The following is a 13,351-nucleotide window of genomic DNA, read 5'->3' on the forward strand; positions in this document are numbered from 1 at the left end:
AATCCGAACGGGCGCGGGCCGGATCGGCTCGCACCGGGAAGTCTGGGCCGCAGGCACGGCTGCGTTCGCCGGAAATCAGGCGCCTAAGCCGGGCAATTCGGGGGCCTGCGCGGCAGAGGCCGCCATCCGTCCCCGTCGTCCATCCCGAGCTTTCGTCACTGCCGGCAGTCGCTCGTCGCATCGCGCAAGCGGCACCCCCGCCGCTTGCGTAAGCTCCCGGTCTTCGCCCCTTGCGGAAAGCCCCATGCCCTCGAAGACCTTGTCAGCCGCCGTCACCGCCCTGCGCCGCCTGTGGTGGCTGCTCGATGCCAGCCGCCGCGCCCTGCTCAATCTGTTGCTGCTCCTGCTTGTCGGTGGCCTGCTCTGGGCCTGGCTGGGCAGCGGCCCGGCCGGGCTCGAACCCAAGACCGCGCTGGTGATTGCCATCAACGGCAGCATCACCGAGCAGGCCAGTGGCGGCGGCCGCGACAGCCTGCTGCGCCAGGTCGACCAGCGCCAGGGCGGCCAGACGCGGCTGCGCGACATCGTCGCCGTGCTCGACGCAGCGGCCAAGGACGAGAAGATCACGCATGCGGTGCTGATGCTCGACGGCCTCACGGGCGCCGGCCTGCCGACGCTGCGCGAGGTGGCCGCGGCACTGCTGCGCTTCAAGGCCGCAGGCAAGCCGGTGCAGGCCTGGGGCTCGGAGTTCGACCAGCGCCAGTACTACCTGGCCGCCCACGCCAGCGAGGTCTGGCTGCACCCCATGGGCGCCGTCGTGATCGAGGGCTACGGCCGCTGGCGCAGCTATTACAAGGATCTGCTGGATCGCGCGGGCGTCAGCGCCAACGTCATCCGCGTCGGCAAGTTCAAGAACGCGGCCGAGACCTTTGCCGCCAACGCGCCCTCGCCCGAGACGCAGGAGTCCGATGCCGCGCTCTATGGCGGCCTGTGGGCCAGCTATACGGCGGCCGTGGAAGGTGCGCGCAAGCTGCCCGCCGGCAGCATCGCCCAGGCCATTGAATCGCTGCCGGCCAGCCTGCAGACCGCCCAGGGCGACATCGGGCGCTGGGCGCTCGAGCGCAAATGGGTGGACGCGCTGAAGACGCGCGACGAGTTGCGCGCCGCCATGATCGAGCGCGGCGCCCGCGACGAAGAGAACAAGACCTTCCGCCAGATCTCGCTGGCCGACTACCTGGGCCACCTCAAGCCGCGCCAGGACGGCGACGCCGTCGGCGTGATCGTGGCCCAGGGCACGATCAGCGATGGCCAGGCGCCGGCCGGCAGCATCGGCGGCCTGTCGACGGCCGAACTGATCCGCAAGGCGCGCGAGGACGACAAGATCAAGGCCCTGGTGCTGCGCGTCGATTCGCCCGGCGGCAGCGCCTTCGGCAGCGAGCTGGTGCGGCGCGAGCTGGAACTGGCGCGCAAGGCTGGCAAGCCGGTGGTGGTGTCGATGGGCGATGTCGCCGCCTCGGGCGGCTACTGGATCAGCATGGCCGCCGACGAGGTGATCGCCGACGAGGCCACCATCACCGGCAGCATCGGCGTGATCGCCCTGCTGCCCACCGCGGCCTCAGCCATGGACAAGCTGGGCGTGCGCACCGGCGGCGCCGGCACCACCTGGCTGGCCAGCGGCTACGACCTGCGCCGCGACACCGATCCGCGCTTCACGCAGCTGATCCAGACCGCCATAGCCCACGTCTACCGCGACTTCACCGTGCGCGTCGCCGCCGCGCGCAAGAGCACGCCCGAGAAGATTGACGCGGTGGCCCAGGGCCGCGTCTGGATCGGCAAGGACGCACTGGCCCAGGGCCTGGTCGACCGCCTCGGCGGCCTGGACGAGGCGCTGAAATCGGCCACCACCCGCGCCAAGCTGCCCGAGGGCAGCCGCATCCAGTACATCGAGGCCGAGGGCAGCCGGTTTGATCGCCTGTTGCGCCGCTTTGGCGCCGCCACCGGGCTGGACCTGGGTGGCTTGCAGGCCGGCTGGCGGCAGGCCCTGCTGGGCCCGGCCGCGGCGGTGGCCGGCCCGGTGGTCGATGCCACGGCCCGGGACCTCGGCCTGCTCGCCGAACTCACGCAGGGGCGGCGGCCCTTCTCGGCGGTGGTGCACTGCCTTTGCACGGCGCCCTGAACCCGCACACAGGACAGTCCCCGAGGGAACCCGACGGCTGGCACGGGCCTCGCGCAGGCCTCGCACGCAAGCGCTGAGCGTTGCCGTAGGCCGGCGGGGATAATCCGGGTTCTCCCTGATCGCCCGACTGCCTCGGCCCCGCTGCATGAAACCTGCTCTCGCCACCCCCTTCGGCACCCTGGCGCTTGCCACCTTGGCGCTTGCCGCCCAGGGACTGGCCCGGGCCGAACCCGGCCCGTCGCTCTACGAGGCACGGCGCGGCATCATCCACGGCAGCTCCAAGGGCATCCCCATCTTCGAGACCAGCCCCAAGGCCGCCGCTGCCGCTGCCAGCGCCGCCGCCGCCGCTTCAGCCGCGGGCAAGACCCCCGCCGAAGCAGCCGCGGACCGCTTTGCCCCCACCGGCACGGCCCTGCCCGCGGCCAAGCGCCTGGAAGCGGCCGACCTGGGCACACCGCTGCCCACCGGCACGCCGGCGGGCAAGGCCAGGTAGCCGGTCCGGCTCAGTCCTGGCGTGCGAAACACGCCCGGGCCATCGCCAGGCACGAGGCAGTCCGCAGGGGCGGCCGCATGGCCAGGCTCAATCCCCGCGCGGCGGTGCGATGGCCGGCCTCGCCATCTCGTCCAGGCTGAGGCCCTGCTGGCGCAGCAGCGCCTCCAGCGCCGGCCGCAGCGGGCCCAGGCGCTCGTCGATGGCGTCGCGCACGGTGTCGACGAAGACCTGGGTGCTGCGCTCGATCTCGATATTGAGCGCCGCACCCTCGGCCTTGCTGCCGAAGGTGGTGGCGCGCAGCGTCTCGGGGATCAGCCAGACCTCGAACCAGCCGCCGCCCCCGGGCTCGCGCGCCGCCTCGGCCACCGTCAGGCTGGCGCCATTGACGGCGATATAGCCTTTGGCGAAGACGTAGCGCATCCAGGGTGCCGGCACCGCAATGCGCAGCACCTGGTTGTTCTCGGGCCGGCGCACCTCGGCCAAGGTGGCCTTGAAGTCGACATGGCCCGACAGCGGGTGGCCGCCGATCTCGGCGCCATCGCGCGCAGCGCGCTCGACATTGACGCGGCTGCCCGCGGCCAGCTCGCCCAGCGTGGTGAGCGCCAGGCTTTGCTGCATGACGTCGAAATCCGCCGCATCGGCACCGGCCAGCGCGGTGACCGTGAGGCAGACCCCGTCGACCGCCACGCTGGCGCCTATGGCCAGGCCGGTGCAGAAGCCAGGCGCGAAGCCCAGCCTGAAGCTGCGCAGGCCGGGACGGTCTTCGAGGGCCTGGACGACCGCGATGCCTTGAACGATGCCGGTAAACATGGCCGCAATTTAACAGCCCGCGCCGAACGTGAAATCCGCGCGCCCTGCGAATGCGGGGTCTGACGCGCACACCGCAAATCAGAAAACTACCATCCCTAGATCGTGGTCCGTGATCCATCGGACCTGGAGATGGTGGTGCTGAACTTCTACATTCCCGACTGGCTTTACGAGCGCCTGCCCCTGCTTTATGCAGCCGCCGGCCTGTGCGCAATGCTCTTCCTGCAGGGCGGATTCGCAAAATTCAGCGGCCTCGTGCTGTGCGCGACGGCGGCCCTGGTCTGGAGCCAGCGCCGGCAATACCGCGCCCGCGAGCAGAAAAGGCTGCAGTTCCAGCGCCGCCAGCGCCGCCGCCACACCAACAACACACAGTGGGTCTGAGCGAAAGACCCCCGAGCCCCGCACCGACAGCTGCCGCGCATTCGTTCACGAAGCGCGTTCGGCTTGCGCTCGCCCCCCCGATTCCGGTGGTATCTGGGGTCAGGCCTGGGCCCTAGATTCGCGCCCCATGCAGCCACGGGCGGCGGCGTTGGGGGAGTGGGTGTGGCAAAGATGATTTCAAACGCGGTGACGTGGCTGCGCAGTACGATGCTGCTGGCGGCCGTGGCGGCCGCTCCGGCCCAGGCAGCCATTTATACCGGCGTCTGGGATCCCGCCTTTGGCGCACCCTTCACCAATCTGGGCTGGCGAGGCAGCGCCACCTTCACGGTGCCCGGAGCCTGTACGGCGCCTCGCGACGAAGAGGAGGAACCCCTCGCCGTCTGTGCGGCCGCAACGGTCAGCAATGCTCGCGTCTTCTTCTACGACATCCGGAATGCCGCCAGGACGACGATCGCGACGCTGACCTTTGCCGACGGGACATTGCCGGTGAGCGCCATCAGCCCTCCCGGAGGCCCTTTGTCGGCAATAGCGACCAATCTTTCGCCTTTCCTGAACCCGGTTGCCGAGGATCCGACGTTCGACCTTTCGCCGTTCGCCATCGGCCCCAACACTGCTTTCGCGCTGCAGTTCACGTTGAGCGGAGGCCCGCAACTGCATTACAGAAGCCCGCTCTGCACGACGCAAACGTCCTGCAACCCGACGGGAACCAACGACGCGACGACCTTCCCGGTGCAGTTCGCGATCACGCTCAACAGCGTCCCGGCGCCGGCCACCCCCTGGCTGGCCGGAACAGCCCTGCTGGGCCTGCTGGCACTGCGCCGCCGCAGCGCGGTGCTCTAAGCCCAAGTCCGCGATCAAGGCATCGGCGGCGCACGGCGCCGATGTCGCTTCAGCGACGTGCAGCGCCGGCCATCACGGTCGGCAAATCGGATTCCTCGGCCAGCGCGGCGTTCACCGCGTCCTCGGTTTCCCACTCACGGCCGGCCCGCACCGCGGCTTCGGCGTCGGCCGGCGCCATGCGCGCTCGGCCCTGTTGCAGCCGGGCTTGCCAGTTGGCTTCGTCCCAGGGAGATCGGCGCAGCTTGAGGCGCCCGCGTGCCTGGTCGGCCGCAGTGGCCAGCGAAAGCCCGGCCGTGGCGACGCCCCCGGCCAGTTCGAGCAGCGCCAGGTCATCCATGCAGCCCAGCATCTGGGCCCGCGTATCGAAGGCCTGGAACTCGCGCAAGGCCTGCTGCAGCAGCGGCCGTGCCGCCGCACTGCGGCCCAATTCGAGCTCGACGCGGCCCAGCCGCCAGGTGGCGCTGGCCTCGCCGCGCCTGTCACCCGCCGCCTTGCACACCTGGAGCGAGCGCTGCGCGGCGGCGCGGGCGCGCTCGGGCTGGCCCTGGCGCAGGTGGATGTCGGCCGCGGTGAGTTCGCACTCGGCCTCGACCTCGCGGTTGGCGATGTCGCGTGCAAAGCCCATCGCGCGCTCGAGGTGGTCGAGCGCCGATTCGGACTCGCCCGCCCAGGCGCTGATCTGGCCCAGGTGCAACCAACCAATGGCCTGGCCGCGCGGGTCGTCGACCGAGGCGAAGAGATTGAGCGCCTCGGCCTCGCAGTCGGACGCGCCCTCGGCATCGCCGGCCTGCAGGCGGGCCAGCGACAACGTCGACAGCGTGGCCGCGATCTCCACCGGATTGCCCTGCTGGCGGCGCAGCGCCAGACAGGTGGCGAGCATGCGACTGGCGGCCTCGTGGTCGCCCTGGCTCTCGGCCAGCGCGGCGCCGGTGTAGAGCGCCCAGGCCTTGGCCAGGCCGGACTTCTGCACCGCCGGCAGATCCAGCGCCGCCTGCACCAGCTCGCGCCCCTCGCCGGTGTGGCCGCGCAGGATCCAGAAGCTGGTGAGCGCCACAGCCAGCTTGACCGCCAGCACGGCGTCGGCCGTGCCCGCCAGCGCGGCGGCGATGGCGGCGCGCAGGTTCTCGAGTTCCTCGTCCAGGCGCAGCACCCAGCGCCCCTGCTCGGCGCCCTGCATGCCGCGCGCCGCCGCCTTGGCCAGCTCGAAATAGTGCGCGCAGTGGCGCATCGCCGTCGGACCGACGCCGCCGCACTCGACGAGCTTCTCGCGGGCATAGTCGCGCAGCGTGTCGAGCAGGCGGTAGCGGCGTGCCGCGCCTTCGCCCTCGCGCACGACCAGCGATTTCTGCACCAGCGAAACCATCAGCGGCGCGATGCGGCCGGCCGGCACCGCGCCCTCGGCGCAGACGGCGCGCACCGCGTCCTCGTCGAAGCCGCCGGCAAACACGGCCAGGCGCACGAAGACGCTCTGCTCCTCGGCGTCGAGCAGGTCGTAGGACCAGTCGACCAGTGCGCGCATGGTCTGCTGGCGTCGCTGCAGCAGGCGGCTGCCACCGGCCAGCAGCTCGTAGCGGTCATCGAGACCGTCGACGATCTCGGCGATGGACATCGTGCGCAGCCGTGCCGCCGCCAGTTCGATGGCCAGCGGTATGCCTTCGAGCCGGGTCACCAGCTCGAACAGCAGCCAGGTTTCCTGGGCCTCGAGGGCGAAATCCGGCTGCTGGGCACGGGCGCGGTCGGCGAACATGCGCACGGCCGGCGAATCCAGCACCGTCTGCGCGCCGGCCTCGCGCGGCGGCAGGGGCAGCGGCCGTATCGGATAGGCCTGCTCGCCCGGCACGTCCAGCAGCTCGCGGCTGGAGGCCAGCACCTGGGCCAGCGGCGCGCGGTCGAGGATGGCGTCCACCAACTCGCCGGCGGCGGCGGCGACGTGCTCGCAGTTGTCCAGCACCAGCAGCACGCGGCGCGACTTGAGCCAGGCGCAGACGGTGTCCAGCAGCGGCCGGCCGGGCTCGTCGAAGACGGCCAGCGCCCGCGCTGCCGCGCCCACCACCAGGGACGGGTCGGTGACCACGGAGAGGTCGACGAACCAGGCGCCATCGGGGTAGCGCGGCAGCAGATGGGCGGCGGCCTGCAGCGTCAGCCGCGTCTTGCCCATGCCGCCCATGCCCAGCACGGTAACCAGCGGCGAGGCGTCGAGCAGGGCCTGGATCTCGGCCAGCTCGGCCTCGCGGCCGACGAAGCTGGTGCGCTGGCGCGGCAGGTTGTTGGGGATGTCGGCCACCGCCGGGCGCGGGATGCGCGGGCCGGTGGGCACGGCTGCCTGGGCCGGGATGTCGCCCATCAGGATGGCGCGGAAAGCGGCTATCGACTGCGGCCGGTATTGCGGCAGCACCGCCAGGCCGCGGTCGACGGCAGCGATGAAGCCCGCGCTCAGGCGCCCGCCCGCCAGTTCGGACAGCGGCTTGAGGCGGTCGACGACGATGCGCTCGACCGAGGGCGTGGGCCGCACGCCCGAGGCCGCCACGTAGAGCACACTGGAAAGGGCGAAGACATCGGTCCACGGGCCCTGCTTCATGTCGGGCGATTCTCCGTACTGCTCGATGGGCGCAAAGCCGGGCTTGAGCACGGCGGTGAGGGCGTGGGTGAGATCACCGATGACGCGCCGCGCAGCACCGAAATCCAGCAGCACCGGCCCGCCGGCGGTGATGACGATGTTGTCGGGCGCAATATCGCGGTGGAAGCAGTTGTCGGCGTGCAGCACCTCGAGCGCATCGAGCAGCGGCATCAACCAGGCGCGCAATTCCTCTTCGGTGGGCAGGCGGCCAAGCTTGGTGAGCACGCGGCGCAGCGTCGGGCCCTCGTGGTAGGGCATCACCATGTAGGCCGTGCCGCGCTCTTCCCAGAACTGGTGTACTTTCACCAGCGCCGGGTGCTCGAAGCGCACCAGCAGCCTCGCCTCGGCCAGAAAGCCCTGCAGACCCTGGGCATAGGTGGCGGCATGGTCGCCGCTCTTGACCACCACCGAGATGCCGTCGCCACCGCGCGTGGCCATCTGCGACGGCAGGTACTCCTTGATCGCGACGCGGCGGTTCAGCGCCGGGTCGGTGGCCAGGTAGACGATGCCGAAACCGCCCTCGCCCAGCACGCCTTCGACCAGGTAGTCGCGCAGCCGCGTGCCCGGCGCCAGCGTGTGGCTGGGCGCGGCTGTGCCGCCACCCGTGGTCCCGGCGTCCACCGTCATCGGTACTGGCCCCGCAGAGCGCCGTCGCGATGGACTGCGGCTGTCGAATTCACCCTTGCAACCTCCGGCCCGCGGCCTGCCAACCGGCCCCCAGCGGACCGAGCCGTGACTCTAGTGCAGTGCGGGGGGTGGCAACAGGGTGTTCACGAGGCAGGAGTTGGCGCGACGGCTGCATCCCCCACGGTCGCAGGCGCCTCTGCCGCGGCCTCGGCCTGCGCTTCGGGCTCGATCCCGCCTTCGGCCAGTGCCACATGCCCCCCGCTGAGGTGGTCGACGAACACGATCCGGTCGGGGAAGTGCTGCAGGAAGAGCTTGAAAGACGAGAAGCCGAGGGTCTGCTCGTCGAAGGCGGGGAAACGCCGCTTGATGCCCTGCTTGACCTTGCCGCAGAAGATGTAGTTGCCCTCGCGCTCGGCCAGTTGGCGCAGCACCTCCAGCACGACCGGCTCCAGTTCCGACAGCGACGGCAGCGACGAGCCCTCGCCTTCCTCGGCCGCCAGCGCCGCGACAGGGCCAGCCAGCGCCACCGCGCTGGCATCCACCGCTTCGGCCGGGAGCGCGACGGCCGCCGGCTCGGGCTTGGCGATCTGCGGCAGCAGGTTCTCGTAGAACTTGTACTCGTTGCAGGCCGAGACCAGGAAGCGGCTGCTGCGCCCGATGACGCCGACGCCCGAGACAAAGCGTCCGGCCTGCTTGACCTTCTGCACCAGCGGAATGAAGTCCGAATCGCAGGAGACGATGACGACGTGCGAGAGGTGGTCGTGCCCGTGTACGTCGCTCAGGCAGTCCACCGCGAGGCGGATGTCGGCCGAGTTGCGCATATTGGCGCCACGCGGAAAGAGCTGGATCAGGTCGACCGCGCCTTCGTTGAGCACATGGCGGTAGTTGGCGAAGAACTGCCAGTTCGCATAGGCCTTGCAGATCACCACGTCGCCCAGCGAGGCGGCGTAGTTGAGGATGGGCACGATGTCGAAGAACATCGGCTGCACCGCCATGCGGTTGTCGCGGTAGGAGCCGTCGCCATGCAGCGCATCGGCGAAGGTCGCGTGCAGGTTCTCGAAGTCGATGTAGACCCCGACCTTGGGTGATTCGTCCCTGATCGCCATCGGCCAGCCTGTGTGAGTGAGGGCGCTGCATCTTGGCACAGGCACGGCAGGCCGCCCGCCAGCCGCCGGGCGGGGCAGGCATGGCGCATCGGCAAAGCGGACGATGCGCCGCGCCGGGCGGCCGTTGCAGCAATCTTGAGCTAGCTCATGGCAGGGGGCGAGGTGGGAGGCCTATGGTTCGCCTCGGCAGCTCGACCGAGCTTCCACCACGCCTTCGTGGGGGCCGTGCCAAGGCCTCGCACGGGGCCGTACTGTTGCCGGAGGTGCCATGTCTATCAAGCTCGATTTCTCGAAACTCTCGCTCATGGACGCGCTCGATCTCGCCACGCTGATCGAGGTCGAGGCGTTCAAGCGCTACACGCAGTTCGCCGAAAGGCTGGGCAGCAGCGCCGCCGGCGACGCAGCCTCGGTCTTCGAGTCCATGGCCCTCAACGAGAACAAGCACGGCGAGCAGATCGCCGAGCGCCGCATCGCGCTCTTCGGCGACCAGCGCCCGCAGGTCAGGATCACCGACATCTTCGACGTCGAGGCCCCCGACTACGGCGCACCCACGCGCGGCATGTCGCCGCTCAAGGCCTACTGGGTGGCGCTGTCGGCCGAGCGCAAGGCCTACGCCTTCTATGACCAGGCCCTGCGCCATGTGAGCCAGCCCGAGATCAAGGCGCTGTTCGAGGAACTGCGCGAGGAAGAGGCAGAGCACGTACAGATGATCGAGGCCATCATCGCCAAGCTGCCGCCCGAGGCCCGCGTCGACCAGGACGACGAAGACGACTACCCGAATTCGGACGTGCGCCTGCTGGCCAAGGACAGGTTCGAGTAGCTGGGGCGCGCGCCCACCTGCCCACCCAGCCGGCGGGTCTACGCCATGCCGTGGCGGTAGCGGGCGCGGCAGCGGCCGAAGCAGTCGAGCATCTCGGGCGCGTCCCAGCGCAAGCCCAGCAGTTCGACAGCGTCGGAATTCAGCCGCATGACGCGGTTGCGTGGCGAGGGCGGCACGTCCAGCGCCCGGGCCAGGGTCTCGCCCAGGCAGACGGCCGCCTGCAGCCGGCTGGTGGTGCAGGCATCGTCGTGGTGCGTGCGTATTGCCGACAGCACGTCAGCGGGCAGGTTCCAGTAGGCAGCCAGTTGCTCGCCGATCTGGCAATGGTCCAGCCCGAATATCTCAGCCTCCCGCTCAAGCAGGCGCCCGTCCGCGATGGACTTTTCGTAGGCTTCCTGGAATGCCCGCTCGTCCAGCAGGTGAAAACACAGTTGCCCGACGTCGTGCAGGATGCCGGCCACGTAGGCTTCGTCGGGCGAGACGTCGGAGAGCAGCGCCAGTTCCTGGGAAGTGACAGCCACCGCGAACGAGTGGTGGTAGAAGAACTCGCTGCCCTTGCCGCCGCCAATGAAGCGGTTCATGCCGACGCTGACGATGATGCGCCGCATATGGTTGATGCCGATCAGCGAGGCCGCATGAAAGGGGTCGGTGAGGTCTTCCTGGGCGTGCAGGCGGCGGATGTGGTTGGCCAGCCCGAGGATGTTGCCCGACAGCACCGGGTCGTTGCGGATCAGCCGCGCCATGACCTCGAACGAAGCCTGCTCGTCACGCACAAGGTCCAGCAGGCGCAGGACGACCCTGGGAAACGCCGGCAGCCGTGCGGCAAGAGCCTCGATGTCGTGCGCCGAGCCAGGCGCATTCATAGGACGCGACGCGCCAGGATCAGGGCGTCCCGCAGGGCCAGGCATGAACCGCTGGGCGACGGGCCGAAGATCTGGTCGAGCCGACGGCCGAAACGGGTGGCTGCCAGGTCGTCTTCAGGCTCATCACAGTCCGGCGGGCCGCCCACAGCCACGCACTCCACGCCCTTGACGACCATCTGCTCGATCGTGGCCTCGGTGATGGCGGCCCCGGTGGCCAGGTACATGGTCTGCAGCACGCCCGATTGCCCCACCACCGGGCGGGCGATCACCATGCCGGGGTGTACATCCACCATCGGCAGCCAGCGGTAGCCCGCGGGCACCATCGGTGCAGCGGATGCCTGGTTATCGTCGACGGGCTGGCTCGGCATGCGGGTCTGCTCCAGGCCGGGAAGGGCCAAAAAAACGCTTGTCCGGATCAGCATAGCCTGCGGCAGACCGGCTGAGAATGCGGCAAGCCCGATGTGCGACCGATCCGGCAAGGAAGAGGTCGCGGCGGCGGCGCGACCCGCGGCCGCAATGCCCATCAGAAGGACAAAAGGGACCTGACATCACTGTCAGATCCCTTCGTCGTCTACCTGGTAGGCCCTGGCAGGCTCGAACTGCCGACCAACGGATTAAGAGTCCGCTGCTCTACCAACTGAGCTAAGAGCCCGAAAACTTTGCAAACGTCGCGTGGTGGGTCGTGCGTGACTCGAACACGCGACCAACGGATTAAAAGTCCGCTGCTCTACCGACTGAGCTAACGACCCATCCGTAGAGCCTCACATTATATGCTGCAAATTCGCCTCTGTGTCACAGGCCAGCAAAAGTGTGATCGCTTCGCCGGCGGCAACCATGCCGAAGGTGGCGGTGACGGCCACGCTGGAGCCGTAACCGTGGCAGTTGAGCGAGCCGTCGCCCATGACGCAGCCATCGGCCGGCGCAGCCACGGCTTCGCGCGAGAAGACGCAGCGCACGCCGATGCGGCCCTGGCGCGGCGCGCCGTGGTCGCGGCGCAGACGCTGGCGCAGGCCGGCCAGCAGCGGATCGTGCGTGACCCCGGCCAGATCCTCGACCTCCACGCGCTGGGCCATGCGCTTGCCGCCGGCAGCGCCCACGCACACCAGGGGAACGCGGCCGTGCAGGCTCCAGGCCGCCAGCGCCAGCTTGGCGCGCGTGGCGTCGCAGGCGTCGATGAGCACGTCCACCGGCTGACGCAGCAGGGCCGGCCAGTTGGAGGGTTCGACGAAGTCTTCTACCGCCGACACCTGGCACCCGGGGTGGATGTCGGCGATGCGTTCGGCCAGCGCAATCGCCTTGGCCTGGCCGAGCGTGCGGCCCAGGGCCTGGACCTGGCGGTTGATATTGGATTCGGCCACATGATCGAGGTCGATCAGCACCAGGGCGGCGACGCCGCTGCGCGCCAGCGCCTCCGCGGCCCAGGAGCCGACGCCACCCAGCCCCACCACCGCCACGCGCGCACCGCGCAGCCGCGCATAGCCAGCATCGCCATAGAGGCGGCGCAGGCCGCCGAACCGGCGCTCTGCGTCGACCTCCAGGTCTGGCGGTGCGGCGGCCGTCATGCCTGGCGCTCCAGGCGCCAGGCCAGGTAGCGCAGCCCCAGCACACCACCGGCCAGGATGGCAGCCAAGGCGATGAAACTGCCCAGCGCCAGCGTCGAGACACCGCTGATGCCCTGGCCTACGGTGCAGCCCATCGCGGTGACGCCGCCCACGCCCATCAGCACTGCACCGGCCAGGTGATTGGCCGAGTCCTCGGTGCCGGCAAAGCCCTCCCAGCGGAAGCGCCCGGTGGCGAGCGCCACGGCGGCGGAGCCGAGCACCACGCCCAGCGTGGTGACGATGGCGAGGTTGAGCACGCGGCTCTTGTCGCTGAACATCGTCAGCCACTCCAGCGTGTAGGCGGTGGGCGCGACGAAGCTGAAGGACTCCATGCGGCCGGAGACGCTGGCCAGAAAGGCCGGCTCCAGCGTCAGCGGGTGCTCGTCCAGATGGCCCAGGCGGCCCGACACCCACCAGAGCCCCAACACCAGCGCACCCACGCCCAGGCCGCCGAGCAGCACTTCGGGCCGCCGGCCTTCGGGACGCGCCATCACCCAGGTCATGAGGCCAAGGCCGAGGCCGCCACCCAGCGCCAGGGCCAGTGATCTGGATGACATACCCAAGGCCGGGGCGAGCAGGCTGGGCAGATCCTGGCCCGTGGCCAGTGTCAGCGCCACCGTGTCGACGCTGGCGACGCGCGCCACTGCGGTGATGCCGCGCAGCGTTGCCGCCGTCGCCGTGGCGAGCACGAGGAAGACGACCAGCGCCTTCAGGCTGCCGCCGCCCATTCGCACCAGCGTCTTGCTGCCGCAACCCGACGCCAGCACCATGCCGAAGCCGAACAGCAGCCCGCCCAGGGCATGGGACAGCCACAGCAGGCGTGGCCCGGCATAGACGGTATCGGCGGCGCGCACCCAGCCGGCAGCCACCATGGCATTGAAGCCCAGCATGGCCACGGCCACGGCCAGCAGCCACATGCGCATGCGCGCCCAGTCGCCGGTGTAAACCACATCGGCCAGCGCGCCCATGGTGCAGAAATGGGTGCGCTGGGCCAGCGCACCGAAGGCCACGCCAAGCGCGAACCCCGCACCCAGAACCTGGGCCACGAGCCCGGGGAGATCGGCCTCCTGCATGCGCCCC

At 70.1% G+C, this 13,351-nt stretch carries 12 protein-coding genes and 2 tRNA genes; 5 read left to right on the forward strand and 9 right to left on the reverse strand.

Translation table 11 applies throughout. The features are described from left to right. Positions 1–244 precede the first annotated feature (244 nt). Complete coding sequence (gene sppA, locus JMV16_RS10845) at positions 245–2,116, forward strand: signal peptide peptidase SppA (protein WP_201494246.1); 1,872 nt, start codon at positions 245–247, stop codon at positions 2,114–2,116. A gap of 145 nt (positions 2,117–2,261) precedes the next feature. Continuing rightward, positions 2,262–2,609 (forward strand): hypothetical protein, encoded by a 348-nt coding sequence (locus tag JMV16_RS10850; RefSeq protein WP_201494247.1) that lies wholly within the window; start codon positions 2,262–2,264, stop codon positions 2,607–2,609. A gap of 87 nt (positions 2,610–2,696) precedes the next feature. Here JMV16_RS10850 and JMV16_RS10855 read toward each other — a convergent pair whose 3' ends face one another. After that, positions 2,697–3,419: a riboflavin synthase subunit alpha gene (locus JMV16_RS10855; protein WP_201494248.1), complete on the reverse strand. Its 723-nt coding sequence runs from the start codon at positions 3,417–3,419 to the stop codon at positions 2,697–2,699. A 135-nt stretch (positions 3,420–3,554) separates the two neighbouring features. On the opposite strand from JMV16_RS10855, the gene JMV16_RS10860 reads away from it, so the two are divergent. Further along, the gene (locus JMV16_RS10860) at positions 3,555–3,797 is read left to right on the forward strand and encodes a hypothetical protein (RefSeq protein ID WP_201494249.1); all 243 of its coding nucleotides are present in this window, start codon (positions 3,555–3,557) and stop codon (positions 3,795–3,797) included. Between the two features lie 162 nt (positions 3,798–3,959). After that, on the forward strand, positions 3,960–4,637 hold the full coding sequence (locus JMV16_RS10865) for a hypothetical protein (protein WP_201494250.1): 678 nt from the start codon (positions 3,960–3,962) through the stop codon (positions 4,635–4,637). A 49-nt stretch (positions 4,638–4,686) separates the two neighbouring features. Here JMV16_RS10865 and JMV16_RS10870 read toward each other — a convergent pair whose 3' ends face one another. Both JMV16_RS10870 and JMV16_RS10875 read right to left on the reverse strand, forming a co-directional pair. After that, on the reverse strand, positions 4,687–7,881 hold the full coding sequence (locus JMV16_RS10870) for a protein kinase domain-containing protein (RefSeq protein ID WP_201494251.1): 3,195 nt from the start codon (positions 7,879–7,881) through the stop codon (positions 4,687–4,689). A 143-nt stretch (positions 7,882–8,024) separates the two neighbouring features. Further along, complete coding sequence (locus tag JMV16_RS10875) at positions 8,025–8,987, reverse strand: NYN domain-containing protein (protein WP_201494252.1); 963 nt, start codon at positions 8,985–8,987, stop codon at positions 8,025–8,027. Between the two features lie 268 nt (positions 8,988–9,255). Between JMV16_RS10875 and JMV16_RS10880 the strand changes: the two genes are divergently transcribed. After that, on the forward strand, positions 9,256–9,807 hold the full coding sequence (locus JMV16_RS10880; protein ID WP_201494253.1) for a ferritin-like domain-containing protein: 552 nt from the start codon (positions 9,256–9,258) through the stop codon (positions 9,805–9,807). 38 nt (positions 9,808–9,845) lie between these two features. Here the strand turns inward: JMV16_RS10880 and JMV16_RS10885 are convergent, their stop codons facing one another. From JMV16_RS10885 to JMV16_RS10910, 6 genes are all read right to left on the reverse strand, one after another. Then, complete coding sequence (locus JMV16_RS10885; protein ID WP_201494254.1) at positions 9,846–10,670, reverse strand: HDOD domain-containing protein; 825 nt, start codon at positions 10,668–10,670, stop codon at positions 9,846–9,848. Beyond that, the gene (locus tag JMV16_RS10890; RefSeq protein ID WP_201494255.1) at positions 10,667–11,194 is read right to left on the reverse strand and encodes a hypothetical protein; all 528 of its coding nucleotides are present in this window, start codon (positions 11,192–11,194) and stop codon (positions 10,667–10,669) included. Before JMV16_RS10890 ends, JMV16_RS10885 begins: the two co-directional genes overlap by 4 nt. A gap of 52 nt (positions 11,195–11,246) precedes the next feature. Next, positions 11,247–11,322 (reverse strand) — tRNA-Lys (locus JMV16_RS10895). Positions 11,323–11,343: 21 nt separating this feature from the next. Next, a tRNA-Lys gene (locus tag JMV16_RS10900) sits at positions 11,344–11,419 on the reverse strand. 12 nt (positions 11,420–11,431) lie between these two features. Next, entirely contained in the window at positions 11,432–12,232 is an 801-nt protein-coding gene (locus tag JMV16_RS10905) for a ThiF family adenylyltransferase (protein ID WP_201494256.1), read from the reverse strand. Then, positions 12,229–13,344 (reverse strand): YeeE/YedE family protein, encoded by a 1,116-nt coding sequence (locus tag JMV16_RS10910; protein ID WP_201494257.1) that lies wholly within the window; start codon positions 13,342–13,344, stop codon positions 12,229–12,231. The genes JMV16_RS10905 and JMV16_RS10910 overlap by 4 nt, the downstream gene beginning before the upstream one ends. Between the last annotated feature and the right edge of the window lie 7 nt (positions 13,345–13,351).

Origin of the sequence: Rubrivivax sp. A210 (genome assembly GCF_904426505.1) — a bacterium.
GTDB lineage: Bacteria > Pseudomonadota > Gammaproteobacteria > Burkholderiales > Burkholderiaceae_C > Rubrivivax.

Coding starts and splice junctions, on each gene's coding strand:
- sppA (WP_201494246.1), top strand. CDS start 245: ATGCCCTCGAAGACCTTGTCAGCCGCCGTCACCGCCCTGCGCCGCCTG.
- JMV16_RS10850 (WP_201494247.1), top strand. CDS start 2,262: ATGAAACCTGCTCTCGCCACCCCCTTCGGCACCCTGGCGCTTGCCACC.
- JMV16_RS10855 (WP_201494248.1), bottom strand. CDS start 3,419: ATGTTTACCGGCATCGTTCAAGGCATCGCGGTCGTCCAGGCCCTCGAA.
- JMV16_RS10870 (WP_201494251.1), bottom strand. CDS start 7,881: ATGACGGTGGACGCCGGGACCACGGGTGGCGGCACAGCCGCGCCCAGC.
- JMV16_RS10875 (WP_201494252.1), bottom strand. CDS start 8,987: ATGGCGATCAGGGACGAATCACCCAAGGTCGGGGTCTACATCGACTTC.
- JMV16_RS10880 (WP_201494253.1), top strand. CDS start 9,256: ATGTCTATCAAGCTCGATTTCTCGAAACTCTCGCTCATGGACGCGCTC.
- JMV16_RS10885 (WP_201494254.1), bottom strand. CDS start 10,670: ATGAATGCGCCTGGCTCGGCGCACGACATCGAGGCTCTTGCCGCACGG.
- JMV16_RS10890 (WP_201494255.1), bottom strand. CDS start 11,194: ATGGGCATTGCGGCCGCGGGTCGCGCCGCCGCCGCGACCTCTTCCTTG.
- JMV16_RS10905 (WP_201494256.1), bottom strand. CDS start 12,232: ATGACGGCCGCCGCACCGCCAGACCTGGAGGTCGACGCAGAGCGCCGG.
- JMV16_RS10910 (WP_201494257.1), bottom strand. CDS start 13,344: ATGCAGGAGGCCGATCTCCCCGGGCTCGTGGCCCAGGTTCTGGGTGCG.